This window comes from Massilia antarctica (assembly GCF_015689335.1).
GTDB lineage: Bacteria > Pseudomonadota > Gammaproteobacteria > Burkholderiales > Burkholderiaceae_D > Telluria_A > Telluria_A antarctica.
The window spans coordinates 6,466,101-6,483,611 of sequence record NZ_CP065053.1; the positions used below are offsets into that span (position 1 = coordinate 6,466,101).

14 protein-coding genes are annotated in these 17,511 nt (G+C 67.9%); 8 read left to right on the plus strand and 6 right to left on the minus strand.

Annotated elements, in window-relative coordinates:
- Position 1 precedes the first annotated feature (1 nt).
- The 6 genes from IV454_RS28365 (at position 2) to IV454_RS28390 (ending at position 4,511) form a co-directional block, all read left to right on the plus strand.
- Positions 2 to 889 carry a putative selenate ABC transporter substrate-binding protein gene (locus IV454_RS28365; RefSeq protein WP_206088878.1) on the plus strand — a complete coding sequence of 296 codons (888 nt, stop codon included), beginning with the start codon at positions 2 to 4 and terminating at the stop codon, positions 887 to 889.
- A gap of 13 nt (positions 890 to 902) precedes the next feature.
- Complete coding sequence (locus tag IV454_RS28370) at positions 903 to 1,718, plus strand: phosphonate ABC transporter ATP-binding protein (RefSeq protein WP_054263201.1); 816 nt, start codon at positions 903 to 905, stop codon at positions 1,716 to 1,718.
- 3 nt (positions 1,719 to 1,721) lie between these two features.
- On the plus strand, positions 1,722 to 2,552 hold the full coding sequence (locus tag IV454_RS28375; protein ID WP_206088879.1) for a PhnE/PtxC family ABC transporter permease: 831 nt from the start codon (positions 1,722 to 1,724) through the stop codon (positions 2,550 to 2,552).
- Entirely contained in the window at positions 2,549 to 3,352 is an 804-nt protein-coding gene (gene phnE, locus IV454_RS28380; protein ID WP_206088880.1) for a phosphonate ABC transporter, permease protein PhnE, read from the plus strand. Before IV454_RS28375 ends, phnE begins: the two co-directional genes overlap by 4 nt.
- Before the next feature lie 39 nt (positions 3,353 to 3,391).
- A complete protein-coding gene (locus tag IV454_RS28385; protein WP_206088881.1) occupies positions 3,392 to 4,048 on the plus strand; it encodes an ABC transporter ATP-binding protein in 657 nt (218 codons plus the stop codon).
- A 175-nt stretch (positions 4,049 to 4,223) separates the two neighbouring features.
- Positions 4,224 to 4,511 carry a hypothetical protein gene (locus IV454_RS28390; protein ID WP_054263205.1) on the plus strand — a complete coding sequence of 96 codons (288 nt, stop codon included), beginning with the start codon at positions 4,224 to 4,226 and terminating at the stop codon, positions 4,509 to 4,511.
- 149 nt (positions 4,512 to 4,660) lie between these two features.
- On the opposite strand, the gene IV454_RS28395 is transcribed toward IV454_RS28390, so the two are convergent.
- From IV454_RS28395 to IV454_RS28420, 6 genes are all read right to left on the minus strand, one after another.
- Positions 4,661 to 5,416: a GNAT family N-acetyltransferase gene (locus IV454_RS28395; protein ID WP_206088882.1), complete on the minus strand. Its 756-nt coding sequence runs from the start codon at positions 5,414 to 5,416 to the stop codon at positions 4,661 to 4,663.
- Positions 5,417 to 5,513: 97 nt separating this feature from the next.
- A complete protein-coding gene (locus tag IV454_RS28400; protein ID WP_229521893.1) occupies positions 5,514 to 6,173 on the minus strand; it encodes a hypothetical protein in 660 nt (219 codons plus the stop codon).
- Between the two features lie 223 nt (positions 6,174 to 6,396).
- Complete coding sequence (locus tag IV454_RS28405; RefSeq protein ID WP_206088883.1) at positions 6,397 to 10,107, minus strand: ATP-binding protein; 3,711 nt, start codon at positions 10,105 to 10,107, stop codon at positions 6,397 to 6,399.
- A gap of 116 nt (positions 10,108 to 10,223) precedes the next feature.
- Positions 10,224 to 11,693, minus strand: a complete 1,470-nt coding sequence (locus tag IV454_RS28410; RefSeq protein WP_206088884.1) for a Ppx/GppA phosphatase family protein — start codon at positions 11,691 to 11,693, stop codon at positions 10,224 to 10,226.
- Positions 11,694 to 11,854: 161 nt separating this feature from the next.
- The gene (locus IV454_RS28415) at positions 11,855 to 13,021 is read right to left on the minus strand and encodes a GGDEF domain-containing protein (RefSeq protein WP_206088885.1); all 1,167 of its coding nucleotides are present in this window, start codon (positions 13,019 to 13,021) and stop codon (positions 11,855 to 11,857) included.
- A 17-nt stretch (positions 13,022 to 13,038) separates the two neighbouring features.
- Positions 13,039 to 13,314: a hypothetical protein gene (locus IV454_RS28420; protein WP_206088886.1), complete on the minus strand. Its 276-nt coding sequence runs from the start codon at positions 13,312 to 13,314 to the stop codon at positions 13,039 to 13,041.
- Between the two features lie 263 nt (positions 13,315 to 13,577).
- On the opposite strand from IV454_RS28420, the gene IV454_RS28425 reads away from it, so the two are divergent.
- A complete protein-coding gene (locus tag IV454_RS28425; RefSeq protein WP_229521894.1) occupies positions 13,578 to 14,402 on the plus strand; it encodes a fused MFS/spermidine synthase in 825 nt (274 codons plus the stop codon).
- Between the two features lie 138 nt (positions 14,403 to 14,540).
- Positions 14,541 to 17,441, plus strand: a complete 2,901-nt coding sequence (locus IV454_RS28430; RefSeq protein ID WP_206088887.1) for a bifunctional diguanylate cyclase/phosphodiesterase — start codon at positions 14,541 to 14,543, stop codon at positions 17,439 to 17,441.
- The last annotated feature ends 70 nt before the right edge of the window (positions 17,442 to 17,511 follow it).

The following is a 17,511-nucleotide window of genomic DNA, read 5'->3' on the forward strand; positions in this document are numbered from 1 at the left end:
CATGACCCATTTCTCCGCACTGCGCACCCTCAAGTCCATGCTGGCTGCATCATTGGCCGCCACCGCGCTGCTCGCTGCCAGCAGCGCCATCGCCCAGGTCACGCCGGGTGTGCTGCGCGTATCGGCCATTCCCGACGAGGCGCCAACCGAATTGCAGCGCAAGTTCAAGCCGCTGGGCGACTACCTGGCCAAGGCCACCGGCCTGAAAGTCGAATTCACCCCCGTCACCGATTATCCGGCCGCGGTCGAAGGCCTGATCAACAAGCGCCTCGACCTGGTCTGGTTCGGCGGTTTCACTTTTGTACAGGCCAATGTGCGCAGCAAGGGCCAGGTCACGCCGCTGGTCCAGCGCCAGGAAGATACCGCCTTCCGCTCGGTGTTCGTCACCACCAAGGCCGACATCAACAAGCTCGATGACCTCAAGGGCAAGACGCTCAGTTTTGGCTCCGAATCGTCCACCTCGGGCCACCTGATGCCGCGCTCCTACCTGCTGGCCGCGAAAATCGATCCGGACACCGATCTCAAGCGCGTGGCCTACTCCGGCGCGCACGACGCCACCGTGGCCGCCGTCGCCGGCGGCAAGGTCGATGCCGGCGCGCTCAATATCTCGGTCTGGGAAAAACTGGTCGCCGAGAAGAAGGTCGATCCGGCCGCCGTGCGCGTGTTCTACACCACCCCGGGCTACTTCGATTACAACTGGAGCGTGCGCGCCGACATGCCGGCACCGATGAAGAAGAAGCTGACCGACGCCTTCCTCGCCCTCGACAAGTCGACCCCGGAAGGCAAGGAAATCCTCGAACTGCAAAAAGCCAGCAAGTTCGTGCCGACCAAGCCGGAAAACTACAGCGCCATCGAAGCGGCCGCGCGCAGCGCCAAGCTGCTCAAGTAAGTCGGGCACGCGCATGGACTCCTACCGCCTCGGCAAGCTCACCGTGCGTCACCTGGCCGGCACGCAGGCGCCGGCCCTGCACGAGATCGACCTGGCAGTGGCGCAGGGCGAGCAGCTGGCCGTGATCGGCCCGTCCGGGGCCGGCAAGACCACCTTGCTGGCCACCCTCGCCTGCGCCCACGCGCCGGCGGGCGGGACCCTGCACGTGCTCGGCCAGGACCCGTGGGCCCTGCATGGCGCGGCGCGCCACAAGCTGCGCGCCAGCCTGTTCCTGGCGCCGCAAACCCCGCCCCTGCCGCCGCGCCAGCGGGTGGTCACGGCGGTGCTGGCGGCGCGCCTGCCCGAATGGACCCTGGGCCAGGCGCTCGCTTCCCTGTTCAAGCCGGCCGATCCCGACGCCGCCCACGCGGCGCTGGCGCGTTTCGGCCTGGGCGACAAACTGTACGCGCGGGTCGACCGGCTCTCCGGCGGCGAGCGCCAGCGCTGCGGCCTGGCGCGCCTGCTGCTGTCGTCGGCGCGCGTGTTCCTGGTCGACGAGCCGCTCTCCGCGCTCGACCCGGCGCTATCCCTGATTACCCTGGCCACCCTGCGCCAGGAAGCGGCGCGCCGCAATGCCACCCTGATCTGCAGCCTGCACCAGGTGGACATGGCGCGCGCCCATTTCCCGCGCATCGTCGGCCTGCGCGACGGGCGCATCGTGTTCGACGCCGCGCGCGAAGACGTCAGCGACGACATGATCGCGGCACTCTACCGGAACGAAGCGACGGTGCAGCACGCGCCGCAGCCGCACGAAACGCCCGACCGGCTGGCCGTCGGCGCCTGCTTCTGACGCATGATCGCGGCAACCGTCCACCATCCCGACCCGGCCTGGCGCGCGCGCCTGGCGATCCTCGCCATCGGCGTGGCCCTGCTGTGGCCCGCCCTGGTGTTCAGCGAATTCAAGCCCTGGATCCTGTTCGACCTGCAAAGCCTCGCCGCGGCCAGCCAGTTCCTGGCCGGCTTTCTGAAACCCGCGCACGCGCCCGACTTCCTGGCGATGGTGCTGCGCGAAACCTGGCAGACGGTGGCCATCGCCACCGCCGGCCTGACCCTGGCCCTGCTCGGCGCCATCCCGGCCACCCTGATCATCACCGAACGCCTGTCCATCTCGCGCCTGGGCACACGGCGCATGCACTGGGCCGCCCGCCTGCTGCGCCAGCTGGTGCGCTGGGTGCTGGTGCTGCTGCGCAGCGTGCCCGAACTGGTGTGGGCCATCCTGTTCGTGCGCGTGGTCGGGCTCGGCCCCACCGCCGGCGTGCTGGCCATCGCGCTCACTTACAGCGGCATGCTGGGCAAGGTGTACGCCGAAATCCTCGAATCGACCGACGCCCATGCCACCGGCGCGCTGCTGGCCAACGGCAGTTCGCGCCTGGCCGCGCTCCTGTATGGCGCGCTGCCCGAGTCGAGCGCGGAACTGGTCTCGTACACGGTGTACCGCTGGGAGTGCGCCATCCGCGGCTCGGCGGTGATCGGCTTTGTCGGCGCCGGCGGGCTCGGTCAGCGCATGGATGAATCGACCCGCATGATGGCCGGCGGCGAAGTGTGCACCATGCTGATCATGTTCGTGCTGCTGGTCGCGCTGGCCGATGCGGTGTCCAAGCTGCTGCGCCGGCGGCTCGGATGAACGCGCCCCGCTCACCCACGCTGCCTGCCGCGCCGCCGCGCCGCGTCTCCACCTGGCTGCTGGCGGCGGCCATCGTGGCGCTCGTCGTCGCCAGCTTCGCCTCGCTGCCGCTGCAATGGTCGGCCTTCTTCACGCCCGACGCGCTTGCGGTGACCCGCGAATTCCTGGCCGGCTTTTCCCCGCCCGAAAGCGCCCCGGCCTTCCTGCGCAAGACCGCGCTGGCGGCCGCCGAGACGCTCTCGATGTCGGCCATCGGCACCTTGCTGGCGGTGGCCGGCGGCATGGCGCTGGCGATCGCCGGCGCCGGGCGCCTGGGCAAAGTCCAGCGCGTCCTCGCGCGCGCCCTGCTCAATGTGCTGCGCTCGATTCCGGAACTGGTGTGGGCCTCCTTGCTGCTGGTGGCCGCCGGCCTGGGGCCGTTCGCCGGCACCCTGGCACTGGCCGCGCACACCAGCGGCGTGCTCGGCCGCCTGTTCGCCGACGCCCTCGAAAACGCCGATCCGCATCCGGAAACCACCCTGCTCACCAACGGCGCCGCGCCGGCGGCGGCGTTTTTGTACGCCACCATGCCGCAAACCCTGCCCCAGATGCTGTCGTACACCCTGTACCGCTGGGAGAACAATATCCGCGCCGCGGCGGTGCTCGGCGTGGTCGGCGCGGGCGGACTCGGTCAGATGCTCAAGTTTCACCTGTCGCTGTTCCAGATGCAAAACGCGGCCACCGTCATCATCGCCATGCTGCTGCTCGTCGCCCTGGTCGATGCCGCCAGCTTTGCGCTGCGGCGCGCCCTCACCCGCTAGGCCCCAAGCCAGCCCCACCTCCGTCACCAGGTATTCCTCATGCTCGAACTGCGCGATCTCGCCAAAACTTATAACGGACGTCCGGTGCTCAACCGCCTCTCGCACCAATTCAAGGCCGGCGAATTCGTCGCCATCATGGGCGAATCGGGGGTCGGCAAGTCGACCCTGCTGAACCTCATCGCCGGCCTCGATGCGCCCGACAGTGGCGATATAGTGATCGACGGCCAGCCCATGTCGGCGCTCGATGACAATGCCGCCACCAGCCTGCGGCGCACGCGCATGGGTTTCATCTTCCAGGCTTTCCACGTGCTGCCGCACCTGACCCTGGAGCAGAACGTGGCCCTGCCCCTGCTATTGAACGGCCAGGGCCAGGAACGCGCTAGCGCCATGCTGGCCGCGGTGGGCCTGGGCGGACGGGGCGGCGATTTCCCGCGCCAGCTGTCCGGCGGCGAAATGCAGCGCGTGGCGATCGCGCGCGCGCTGGTGCACCGGCCGGCCCTGGTGCTGGCCGATGAACCGACCGGCAACCTCGATCCGGAGACCGCCGACAGCATCCTTGCCTTGCTGCGCGATGAAGTAAAAGCAAGCGGCGCCAGTGCAATAATGGTCACACATTCTCACGCGGCAGCCGCGCAAGCCGACAAAACCCTCATTTTGACCCGCTCAGGATTGCATATTATGCAAGATGTGCGCTAAAAGCCGCATTTCCGTCGTTTAATTTATCAACTTTGCTGCGAGTATATTCTTTCGGTAGTATCATCGGAACAAACCCGTGATGCATGAAATATATCAGAATGTAACAACCGGGTTGAAGTTGACCAACAGTCGATCAGTCCCCCATCAATGAAAAAATAATCTTTGGAGGAGTACGATGAACGTACGGCAAAAGAAACTGGAAATGATCGAGGCGATGAACCGCGCTCGAGCGCTCGAACCGTCGAGCTTTGTGCCGAACAAGCTGCTCGACACCTTGATCGAAAAGATGAACCTCAAGAACGATGCGGAGTTGTGCCGCGTGCTGGAAGTCCAGCCGCCAATCATCAGCAAAATCCGCCATCGAAAACTGGCCGTGGGTGCGACGATTTTGCTGCGCATGCACGAAAAGTCGGATATGAGCATCCGCGACTTGAAGGATTTGTCCAACGCATCAATGCACTAGGCAGTCCTGCACAACTGCCTGGCGCCGGCAGCACATTGTCCGGCGCCCGTTGTAGCACTGCGTGCCGCATGGCGCAGACGTCGATACCGGGCAAGGCTTCACCTTCCGCCATACCGCTGCATCCTCACCGAAACCCCGTGCGGACCCAGCTACCCCATTCCATAGTGCTTCGCGTAGCGGCTGTCCAGGTTCGCCAGCGGCAGCAGCAGGAATAAATCCGCACTCTCGAAATCAGGATCCCAGGCCGGCTCGCCGCACAGCCACGCCCCCGAACGCACATAGCCCTTGACCAGCGCCGGCACCTGCGCCGGGCCGGCCGCCTCCAGCGCGCCCACCGGAAACGGCAGGTGCGGCGTGACCCGGTATTCGGCCGGCGCGGCGTGCCTGCCGATCAGCGAGCGATACACCGCGGCCGCGTTATGGCCGCCGTCGGCCACGCTCATGCTGGCGCAGCCGGCCAGGAAATCGCAGCGCTCGCGCCGCATGCATTCGGCCAGGCCGGCCCACAGCAGCATGATCACGCTGCCGCCGCGGTATTTGGGGTGGATGCAGGCGCGCCCCGCTTCGATGATGCGCGTGCGCAGATGGTTCAGGCGGCCCAGGTCGAATTCGTTTTCGGCATACAGGCGGCCGATCCGGCGCGCCCTCGATGGACTCAATACGCGGTAGGTGCCCACCACCTTGAGGGTGGAGGCATCGCGCACGATCAGGTGCTCGCAGTGCTCGTCGAATTCGTCGCGGTCGAGCCGCTCGGCATTGGCCAGCGCCGACAAGCCCATCGTTTCGATGAAGACCTTGTAGCGCAGGCGCTGCACTTCGCGCACTTCGGCCGGCGTCGACGCCAGGCTCAGGGCCAGCCGCGGCGCGGCCGGTTTCGTCTCTTGCGAGGAATGGAGGTTGTGCATGCTTCGTCCTTTCAGTGGCGACGAAGCACAGCCTAACTGGATAATTTGTCAGGCAAGTGACAGCCGCGTGTCAGGCCGATGACACGCGGCGCGCGGCTTATTCGCTTTTCGGGCGGCCGGTCTTGAGCTGCGGAAGGCTAGCCAGCACCTTTTGCAGGGTGGCGATATCGAGGTCGCTGATCAGCGCCACGCCGATGCGCAGCAATTCGCTTTTCTTGATCTCGAAGCCGGCTTTCAGGCAAGCTTTCTTGACCTGGCCGAGCACCGCGTATTCCTGCTCCGGCATGGTGAAGCTGTCGCGCACCAGCTTGGCCTTGCGCGCCTTGTCGCGCGTGCCGGCGTCGGCGCCGCTGTCCGGTGCGGCGGGCGCCGCCAGCTTGGGCGCCGGCTTGGCAGCTTTGCCGGTAGCGATTTTCTCCGCCGGTTTCGGCGCTGCCTTCGCCGGCGCCTTCATTGCGGCTTTCGGTGCGGCCTTCGCTACCGTCTTCGGTGCTGCTTTCGTTACCGCTTTCGGCGCCGCCTTCGGTGCCGCCTTGGCGCGCACAGGCGCGATCGCCTTGACCGCCTCCTTCGGCGCTCCGGCCGCCGCGCTCTTGCGCACGGCTGGCTTGGCCACGGCCGTGGCGACCAAGGCCTTCTTCGCCGCAGTGCCAGTCGTCTTTTTCGGCGCCGCCTTGGCGGCGCGCGTTGCCGGTGCGGCCGATTTGAGTTCCGCGATCGTGTGTCCGTTGGTTTTTTCGCTTGCAGTCTTGGCCATTGAGTTACTCCGTCTTGATATCGATTTAAACAGTATATACGATTTACTCAATTGCCGACGTGCAGCACTTTTCTTGAGTTCGTACAACCTTACGGCAACTTGGCGCCGAATATCGCACAATTGGCCGTCCCCTACCCCGGACATTGACATGGATCACATTCCATTAGGAAATATTTGCACGTTCACGTCACATTGCCGCGCGCCGGCATGCCGCTTCGCCAACTCAGGCGTCCAGCGCCAGCTCCGGAAAGCGCCGCAGCAAGTCGCGTACCTTGGCCTGGGCACCCCAGGCATCCCAGGCGTGCAGCGCGCGCCGGCCGTAGTCGACGGCTTCCCCGACGGCCCCGCGTTCGCGGCAGCAGGCCGCCGCCAGTTCGCAGGCCAGCGCCGCATTCTGCACGAAGCCGCCCTCCATGGCCGCCGCGATGGCCGCCTCGTAGCCGCGCATGGCGGCCGCCGGATTGCCGTCGATGCGCGCCAGTTCGGCGCCCACCAGCAGGTAGCGGTTGGCGAAATTGACGGGGCACGACGCCGCCCAGCCGCCCAGCAGCGCGTGCTTGTCGCACACCGCTTCGAGCAGGCGGCGCCGGCGCGCCGGCGACGCCGTGCGGTACACCGCCGTCATCGCCAGCGCATGGTAGAAGTGGTGGGTGGTCTCGTTGAGCGAAGCGAGGAAAAAATGCAGGTTGGCCGCCGCCGCTTCGGACGCCGCCAGCGCCTCGTCGTAGCGCCCGAAGGTAAATGCCAGCACCTGCTGCATCAGCAGGTAGCGCGCGCGCGCCGCGCCGAAACTGCCCTGGCCGAAGACGGCGATGGCGCCGGCCGCGCCGTCGTCGCCATGACCGTCCTCGCCCATCAGGGTCAGCGCCAATTGCTCGTAGCCGCGCAGCAGGCGCACCAGCGCATGGTTGCCATGGCGCCGCGAGAAGCCCTGGTAGTGCTCCGCCATCCGGCGCACATCAGCCAGCGGCAGCCCGGCCTCGAAGGCATTCCAGGTCGCGACATGGGCCGAATAGCCGGCGTGCGGCAAGTCGCCGGCGCGCTCGCAGCTGGCAAAGGCGCGCTCCAGCGACGCGACGCTGGCGGCGATCGGGTCGCGCCACGGATGGATGTAGGCCGCGTGCACGAAGCGCAGGCGCCCGCTGCGCTTGGACGGCGGCGCGTTGAACTGCACCTGTTCGATGGCCAGCGCCGAAAACGCAAACGCATCCTCGACCGCGCCCAGCGACACCAGCAGGATCGCGTAGCGCGAATAAATCATGCAGCTCGATTCGGTGCGTCCGTGCGTGAGCGTGTAATTGAGCGCCTTGGCGGCCAGCAGGAAATACAGTTCCGGGCGCACCGCGAACACGGGCGAACCGATATCGGACAGCAGTTCGGTGACGATCGCCACTTCCGGGTCGGTGCTGGCCGGCTGCTCGCGCAGCATGTCGATGCCGCGCCCGGCCATGCGCGCGTCGATGGCGGCGCGTTCCTCGCGCAGGGCCCAGTCGATTTCGGCGCGGGTGGCGGGAAAGGTCACGCCGAACAGGGCCAGCGCGTCGAGGGCCACCGAGACCGCCTGGTCGAAGCGCTCGCGCAGCTGGTACACGGCCACGCGCAGCAGCGCCACGCGCGCCAGGTCGATGCGCGAACGGGACTGCTCGACCAGCAGCTCGAACAGGCGCCCGGCGCGCTCCAGGTGGCCGCACAGGTATTCGCATTCGGCCAGCGCCGCATACATGGCGTAGGTGCCGTCGAGATCATCTTTCCAGGCGCGCGCCGGCGTGAGCGCGGCCGCCAGCGAAAAGTAATTGCGCGCCGAATCGTAGGCGATGGCGTTGCGCGCGCGCGTGCCGGCCAGCGCGTTCAGGCGCGCCAGCTCGCGCAGTTCGGCCGTGTCGCGCATGGCCGCGCGCGCGCGGTTCAAGTGATGCACGATGTCGAACACATGCTTGTCGAGCGCCGCCGGCGCCACGTTTTCCAGCAGCAGGCGGCCGATATGCAAGTGGCGCTCGGGCAGCGAGGACGCCGCGATCATCGAGTACGCGCCTTCCTGCACCCGGTCGTGGGCGAAGCGGTAGTTGCCCGGCTCGCGCACGATCAGCCCGAGGCGCGCCGCCGGCCACAGGTATTCGTCGGTTTCCAGCAGCGACATGCCCGACACCAGCGCGATCGTATCGAGTCCGCAGTCCGGTCCCAGGCAGGCCAGCAGCTTGACCAGGTCCAGGGTGCAGCCGGGCAGCTGGCCCAGGCGCGCCACCATCAGCTCGACCACGTTGTCGGAGAATTCCCTGGCCTGGATCGCTTGCGCATCCCACTCCCAGCACGCGGCGTCGTCGTTAAAGCGCAGCAGGCGGTTTTCGCCCAGCCGGGTCAGGAACTGCAAGGTGAAAAAGGGATTGCCTGCCGTCTTGGGAAACACCAGCGCGGCCAGCGGAGCCGCTTCGGCGGTGTCGCAATCGAGCGCCGCGGCCACCAGTTCGCAGGCCTGGGTGCGGTCGAGCGCTTCGAGCACCACCTCGCGCACCTGGGCGCCGCTGGCCAGCATGGCGTCGCGCGGCAGCGCCATCGGATGCGCGCCGCTCTCCTCGCGCGTACGCCAGGCGCAAATCGCCAGCATGTGGTCCATGCCGCGGTGGGTCAGCAGGTGCGACAGCAGTTTCAGGCTGGCCGAATCGATCCACTGGACATCGTCGAGGCACAGCAGCAGCGCCGTGCCGGGGCGGCGGCAGGCTTGCAGGAAGCGCCGGAACACGCCATCGAAACGGCTCTGCGCTTCCGGCGGCGCCAGCGGCGGCGGGCTGGCGTGCTCGCCGATCACCAGCGCCAGCTCGGGTATGAGGTCGAGCATCAGGCGCGCGTTGGGTCCGAGTGCGTCGTGCAGGTCGGCGCGCCACGCGGCCAGCGCGGCCGGCTCCTCGCGCAGGCGCTCGCGTACCAGCCCCTGGAAGGCCTGGGCCAGGGTGGCGTAGGGAATGTCGCGCTGGCGCTGGTCGAATTTGCCGGCGATGATGGTAGCGCCCAGGGCCGTGTCGGAGCGGCGCAGCGCCGCCACCAGGGCCGACTTGCCGGTGCCGGCGCGCCCCGACACCAGCACCAGCTGCGGCGCGCCGCCGGCGGCCGCATGGCGCAGGGCATCGTCCAGCAGCGCCAGTTGCGGCGCGCGGCCCACCAGGGAACCTGGAATGCGCACGCGCAGGGCGCCGTCGTGGCAGCCCAGCACGAAGGGCTCGACCCGGCCCTGCGCTTCGAGCATCGAGCGGCAGTGCTGCAGGTCGGCGTACAGCCCGGCCGCGCTCTGGTAGCGCTGCCCCGGGTCGGCGGCCAGCAGCCGCGCGACGATGGAGGAACAGATGCGGTCCACGCCGGGACGGCGCCGATGCGGCGCCAGCGGCTCGGGCGCGCCCGATTCGCCGACCTGCGCGGCGGCGCCGCACAGCATGTGATACAGGATCAGGCCGAGGCGATACAGGTCGGCCTGGGGGTCGTCCGGGCCACCCAGCGGCGTGGCCATGCCGAAGCCGGTCAGGCGCACGCCGGCGGTGGCCGGATCGAACAGGATATGGTGGGCGGCGAGGTCGCGGTGCACCAGGCGACTGTGGTGCGCATACGACACTGCCAAGGTGATCGCGGCGGCCTGCGACAGGAAATCGGGCAGGTCGAGGGGACTGGCGCGCAGGTCGAGCGGCGCGCCGCCGCTGTCGGCCAGCACCAGGACCGGGCCCGCGGGGGCGTGCAGCAACGCCAGCGGCGTGGCGGCCCAGGCGCCGTCAAGCAGCTCGCGCAGGGCGTATTCGTGCTCCAGGAGCGCAGTGCCATGGGGGGCCGCGCCGTGCGCCGCCAGCAGCAGCACCGGCAAGCGGTCGGCATCGCGCAGCGCGCGCAGCAGGACGAGCTGCTCGTCCGCGCGCAAGGTATCAATCACGGTGTATCCGTCGGGGGCCTGGGTCAAGGTCACCTCTTGTTTTTGTCGTACAAACGCCGCTCTCCGTTCAGGCGTTGGCAATTATGCCACTACTGATGGTCGTTTGATACAAAAATCAGAGGCGGCACGCCCCGCCGTGCCGCCTACGCCACCTTGCGCACGCTGAAATCGATGCCCACCTCGTCCCACCATTCCTGCTCTTTTTCGATCCAGTACGACACGGTCGGGTGGCTGCCCACCCACTCGCGCCGGATCTCGAGGTCGATGCGGTTCTTCATGCGCAGCTTGAGTTCATCGGCGTCGGCGTCGATGCGCGCGTGCATCAGCAGGATCGCCACGCGCAGCGCCAGCACCGCCTTGGCGAAGTCCGGGTCGGCCAGCGAATCGGCCACCTTGCGCAGGTTACCCTTCTGCGCCAGGATCATCTTGCCCATGATGCGCTGCTCGCGCGTGGTGAACCCGGGCAGGTCGGCGTTCTCGATCATGTAGGCGGCATGCTTGTGGTAGCCGGTCTGCGACACCACCATGCCCATTTCGTGCAGCAGCGCGCTCCAGCGCAGCAGCTTGGCGCAGCCGTCGCCGGCCGGCTTGAGTTGGGCGTACATGGCGCCGGCCAGCGCCGCCACCCGCCCTGCGCGTTCGTCGTCGACATGGAATTTGCGCGCCAGCGCCACCACCGATTCCTCGCGCCGGTCGCGCTGCATCGAGCGCAGGTACAGGTCCCACATGACGCCCATGCGCAGGCCCGCCTCGACCGGCTGCATGACCCCGATATCGAGTTCGCGCACCAGCGCGATCAGGATCGCCAGCCCGCCGATGATGGTGCTGGCGCGCTCCGGACGCAGGCCAGGCATGTCGATGCGCGCCACCTGGCCGAAGGCGATGAAGCGCAGCTTGAGCGCATCGAGTCCGGCGGCGGACAGTTTGCCGTCGCCCAGATTGTTCTTGGCGATGATGTCGGCGATCGCCCGGATCGTGCCCGAGGAGCCGTAGGCCTGCTTCCAGAACTGCGGATGGTAGGGTGGCGCGGCATCTTCGAAGTGGCTGCGCGCCGACAGGATGGCCGCCTCGAACGAGACCGAATCGATCCGCCCGCCGACGAAAAACGACAGGCTTTGCTTGACCGTGCCAATGCTGAACGACTCGACCCGCTCGATCTCCGGGCCCTGCCCGAGAATGATTTCGGTGGAGCCGCCGCCGATATCGATCACCAGGCGCCGCTCGGACGGGTCGGTGAGCGTACTGGCCACGCCCATGTAGATCAGGCGCCCCTCTTCCTCGCCCGAGATGATTTCGATCGGATAGCCGATGGCTTGCTCGGCGGCCGGCAGGAAAGCGGCGCCGTTGCGCGCCACGCGCAGGGTGGAGGTGGCCACCACCCTCACCGCGTCAAGGCGCGGGTCGAACTTGTGGGCCGCGAGCACCGCCTGGAAATTGCGCAGGCAGGCAAGGGCCGACTGCATGGCCGCCTCGGTCAGATTGCCCTTGGCGTCGAGCCCGGCGGCGAGGCGGATCGGCTCGCGCACGCTTTTCAGTACCCGGATCGCATCGCCATCGTGCTTGCCGATATGCAGGCGAAAACTATTGGAACCTAAATCTACGGCAGCGTACATCGAAGCCTCTTTCTGTATTGTTGTCATCCAGGCTCACCCGCTGCAAAACCAATCACAGTAACGGAGTTTTATGACACGCTCGTGACCGATGCCGGCGGCACGCGCCGTGCGGCGCGCTACCCGGGCGGCGCCTCCGCGCCGGGCGCTTACACGCCGTGCGCTTACACGCCGTGCGCTTCCCCGGTGGGCGCGGCTACCACCTTGTTACGGCCGCCCTGCTTGGCCAGGCGCAGGGCCTCGTCGGCGCGCTTGAACAGGCTCACCGTGCTGTCTTCCGGCCGGATCACGGTCACGCCGAAACTGGCCGTCATCGAAATCATCGCCCGTTCGGTCTTGACCGGACTGGCCTCGACCGCGGCGCGGATGCGCTCGGCCACCAGCAGCGCCTCGTCCAAGCCGGTGCGCGGCAGCAGCAGGGCGAATTCCACCCCCACCAGGCGGCCCAGCTGGTCGCTGTCGCGCAACTGGCGCTTGCACACCTCGGCCACGCTGCGCAGCACCGTGTCGCCGGCCGGATGGCCATAACTGTCGTTGACCCGCTTGAACTGGTCGAAATCGAGCATCACCAGCGCGCTCGGCTGGCCCGGGCGGCGCGCCAGCGCCATCCACGGCGCCAGGGCGGCGAAAAAGCTGCGCCGGTTGGGCAGCTCGGTCAGCCCGTCGACCAGGGCCAGGCGCTCCAGTTCGCGGCGCTGCTGCTCGCGCGCCAGCAGCAGGAAGCCGTAGCCGTTGAACAGCATCAACAGGTACAGCGCGCCCGAGGTCAGCACCTGCAGCAAGCCCTTGCTCAGCCAGCCCCAGCCGCCGGGCATGGTCAGCACCAGGATGCCGCGCGCCGCCACCAGCAGCGCCAGCGAAGCGATGGCGATCACCAGGAAGCGGTGCAGCATGGTGCCGGCGCGCCAGCCGCGCGCCAGGGCCGCCGCGCTGGCCAGGTGCAAGCCGCCCAGGATCAGCGCGCCGGCCACCACCCGCATGCCGGCTTCGTCGATGACGTAGCAGGCCAGGAACAGGGCCACCGACACCCCGATGACGGGATAGGCGACGCGGCGCCAGGCCAGGCGCCCGGCCGCTTCCCACAGCGCGCCCGCTTCCAGCCCGACTCCGGCGAACAACACCGCGTAGCCGGCCGGGATCGACACCGCATCGGGCACCACGCCGCTGGCGTTGAAATACAACAGCAGCCACGCCACCGCCTGGCACTGCTTGGCGATGGCCCAGGTCGACCAGCTGAGCGACTTGCCGCGCTCGTATTCGTAGAAAAACAGCGCCGCCGCCAGGCTCAGGTTGCCCAGCGCGAGCGCAAACAACATCGTGGTGATGTCCATCGCCGCGCCCGGGATGATCAGATTTCGTGTTCGACGTTGCTGCTGCCGTCACCGATCTTGCTGGCCCAGGCTTGCACGAAGAATTGCTTCTCGATCTCATCGGGCAAGTCGTTCCAGAACACGATCAGGGTGCCCTTGTGGTCGTGGATCTGGGTGAACTTCTCGATGAAGCCCTCGACACCGGCAAGATCGGCCAGCGCCACCACATAGCCGTACACCCGGGTCAGCCGCTCGATGCGGTCGGGCTCGGTGAAACTGTTGGTCGCGGTGATGGTGGGGTGGTCTAAAAACATAGTCTCTCCGGGTTGGCCGCGCCGCAGGCGCACCGCTTGAAGCCGGCCACACACAGCCGGGGCAGGATCAGCTTATCAGAAACCGATGGGGCGCAACAGGGGCGCGTGGGAGCGCCGTGCGCTTGCGCCGTGCGCTTGCGCCGTGCGCTTGCGCGGCGCCCTTGGGCCACGCCCTTGGGCCGCGCCCTTGGGCCGCACACCTGTACCGGCACCTGCTCCGCGCTCCGCTATACTGGCGCCAGCCCAGCCTGCCCCGGAACGCCATGCCGCCACTGACCAACCAATCGCCTCCGCCGCCGCCCGCGCCCGCGTGCGAGCGCGGCCCGGCCTGCGGCGCGCCCCTGGTGCACACCCGCGGCGACCGCCGCACCCTGGAATTTTCGCCGGGCGACGTGCAATCCGAAATGCGCCTGTCGCGCCCGGAGGCGCTGGTCCTTGCCTATTGCCGCGCAATCATGTGCTTCGCCCTGTTCGTGCCGCGCCCGCGCGCCATCGTCATGGTCGGGCTGGGCGGCGGCTCCCTGGCCAAATTCTGCTACCGCCATTTTCCGCAGGCGCGCATCACCGTGATCGAACTGCGCGCCGACGTGATCGCCCTGCGCGAGCAATTCTGCGTGCCGCCCGATGGCCCGCGTTTCAAGGTGGTGCATGCCGACGCGGTCGACTGGCTGGCCGCCGCGCCCGCCTGCGCCGACGTGCTGGTGATCGACGGCTTCGACAGCGCCGGCCTGCCGCCGGCGCTGGGCACGGCCCGCTTCTACGGCGACTGCCGCGCCGCCCTGCGCGATGGCGGCGTGCTGGTGGCCAATATCTTCAGCTACGACCCGCGCTACGCCGGCATGCTGGCGCGCCTGCGCCTGATGTTCAACGAGCGCGTGTGCTGGTTCGAGCGCAACGCCGGCAACAACTGCATCCTGTTCGCCGTCAAGGCCCCGGCACGGCTCGACCCCACCCGGCCGCTGCCGCGCGCCCTGCGCCTGCAGCGCTGGGTGGCACGGCGCCAGGGCCTGGGCAGCAGCCTGCTCAATCGCCTGCTGGCGCGCGCCGTCGTGGCTTGGCTGCAACATCCATTCAAGCCATCCAAATGAATCCCGCCCTCGCGCGCCAACGTCGCTTTTTTGTTGCTACCGATCAATCGCGTTACCGATTTTCATCATTTTGTGACAAACTAAAGCCGCATTCGGACCGGCGCGCGGGCGCCGCCGTCTTCTATTAGGAAACAGGAAATGTTGCGTCGTCGCTTGCCGTTCTCGCTATCCGTCGCGGCGGTGCTCACGCTCGGAGGCGGCCTGGCCGCCACCGCGATACTGGCGCTGGCGGTGGCGCGGCTTGAAGACGACAAGCACGCGCTCGCCTTCCAGCAGCGCGCCACCGTGCGCGTGGCCGCCATCCGCCAGGGGCTCGACGAAGCGGTCGAAGTGGTGACCGTCACCAACCAGCTGTTTGCCACGGTGTACCCGGTCACGCGTCGGCAATTCCACGACTTCACCCAACCGCTGCTGCAGCGCTACCCCTTCATCCAGGCCTTCAACTTCCACCGGTTGGTCAGCGGCGCCGAGCGCGAGGCGGCCGAGGCCGAGCTGGGGCAAGTGGTGGCGGGCACCCGCATCACCGAAATGGGGCCGCAGGGGCGCCATCCGGCGCCGCCGCGCGCGCGCTACAGCGTGGTCGACTACCTGGAACCGATGCAAGGCAACGAAGCCGCCTTCGGCCTGTCCGTCGGCATCAATACGCAAGTCATGAATGCGCTCGACCAGGCCACCGCCAGCGGGCGCGCCGCCGCCACCGGCCTGCTCAGCCTGGCGCAAGACAAGCGCCCGCAAGGCGGCTTCGAAGTCATCATGCCGGTGTACCGGCCCGGCGCCGCGCTCGGCAGCGCCGAGGAACGGCGCGCCGCCCTGATCGGCGACACCGCCGCCATCATCCGCGCGCGCGACCTGGTCGACAAGATCCTGCGCGGCGCCGACCTGCACGCCGACCAGGGCGTGCACCTGGCAGTCTACGCCGATGCCGGCACCGACCCGGCGCACCTGGTCTATGCCAGCGCCGGGCTGGCGGAGGCCATGCGCGAGCACGCCGCCCTCGGCCCCGTGCGCCGCTGGACCACCTCGCGCCACCGCGAACGCCACAGCGCCGCGCTCGACGTGGCCGGCCAGCCCTGGACCGTGGTGGTCAGCGCCGCCCCGCGTCCGTTCTTGCACAACCATCCCGGCTCGGTGTTCACCCTGGCCGGCGGCTTGCTGTTTACCTTGCTGATGGCCGCCTTCGTGCAAACCCTGGTGCAGCGCTCGCGCCGGGTCCAGCTGCTGGTCGACGAACGCACCGCCGACCTGAAACTGTCGAACCAGCGCCTGTTCGACGATGTGCAGGCGCGCCGCCGCACCGAAGCGGCGCTGCAGGAAAGCGAACTGCGCTTCCGCCAGCTGGTCACCATGTCGTCCGACTGGTACTGGGAACAGGACGCCGAGCTGCGCTTTGTGGACATCACCGGCGGGGTCAGCGAAAAAGGCGGGATGGCGGCCGGACGGCTGATCGGACGCACGCGCTGGGAAACCGTGGACGGCATGCAGGACAGCGACTGGGGCAAGGCCCACATGGCGCAACTGCTGGCACGCGAAGCGTTCACCGACCTCGAATACCAGACCGTGGACGAACACGGCGACACACGCTGGTTCAGCATCAACGGCCAACCGGTGTTCGATACGGGCGGCGTGTTCCGCGGCTACCGCGGCACCGGCACCGACATCACCGCCCGCAAGCTGACCGAGCAGCGCATCCAGCACATCGCCCAGCACGACGTGCTCACCGGCCTGCCCAACCGCAGCCTGCTGCAGGACCGCCTGAGCCAGGCGGTGGTGTATTCGCAGCGCAGCGAACGGCCGGCGTGGATCCTGCTGATCGACCTCGACCGATTCAAGTTCGTCAACGACAGCATGGGCCACAAGGCAGGCGACGTGGTCTTGATGACGGTAGCGGCGCGCCTGCGCGCGGCCCTGCGCGACAGCGACACCGTGGCGCGCCTGTCGGGCGACGAATTCGTGGTCATCCTCACCGAACACGACGACCAGCGCCTGCAGGCCGACATGGTACAGCGCCTGATGGACGCGGTGGCGCAGCCGGTGCCGCTCGGGACCAAGGAATTTTTCGTCACCTGCAGCATCGGCGTGGCCATCTTCCCCACCGACGGCACCCCGGCCGACGGCCTGATCGAACACGCCGACATTGCCATGTACCGCGCCAAGAAACTGGGCCGCAACAACTACCAGTTCTACACCCCGGCCATGAACGACGAAGCCCAGGAGCGGGTACGCATCGAAGGCGCGCTGCGCAACGCCCTGGAACGCAATCAATTCGTGCTGCACTACCAGCCCCAGGTCAACCTGGCCAGCGGCCAGATCGTCGGCATGGAAGCGCTGATCCGCTGGCAGCATCCGGAACTGGGGGTGGTGGCGCCGAACCGCTTCATCTCGGTGGCCGAGGAAACCGGGCTGATCGTGCCGATCGGCGCCTGGGTGATGCGCACCGCCTGCGCCCAGAACAAAGCCTGGCAGGACGCCGGGCTGGGCATGCTGAGGGTGGCCGTGAACCTGTCGGCGCGCCAGTTCGGCGCCCCCAACCTGCTGGCCGACATCGGCGACGTACTGGCCAGCACCGGGCTCGCGCCCGCGCTGCTCGAGATCGAACTGACCGAAAGCCTGTTCATGAGCGACGTCACCCTGGCGGTCGAACTGCTGCACAGCATGAAGGCGCTTGGCGTGAACCTGTCGATCGACGACTTCGGCACCGGCTATTCGAGCCTGTCCTACCTGTCGCGCTTTCCGATCGACGTGCTCAAGATCGACCGCTCGTTCGTCTCCGACATCACGCGCGACGCCAACGATGCGGCGATCGTGGCATCGATCATCGCGCTGGCGCACAACCTGAAGCTGTCGGTGATCGCCGAAGGCGTGGAGACGGCCGAGCAGCTCGACTACCTGCGGCGCCATGGCTGCGACGAAATGCAGGGCTACTACTTCAGCCGGCCGCTGGCGGCGCCCGCCTTCGAAGCGCTGTTGCGCGAGCGCGCCACCATGGCGTCGGTGACATCGGCGGTGGCGGCTGTGCAGAATGCGGCGGCCGAAGTGTAAGGAAGCGGCTGCATTCGTGGTCAGATCGGCATCTTTGTTCAAAAATAGACTATCATCTTTGACTGACAGT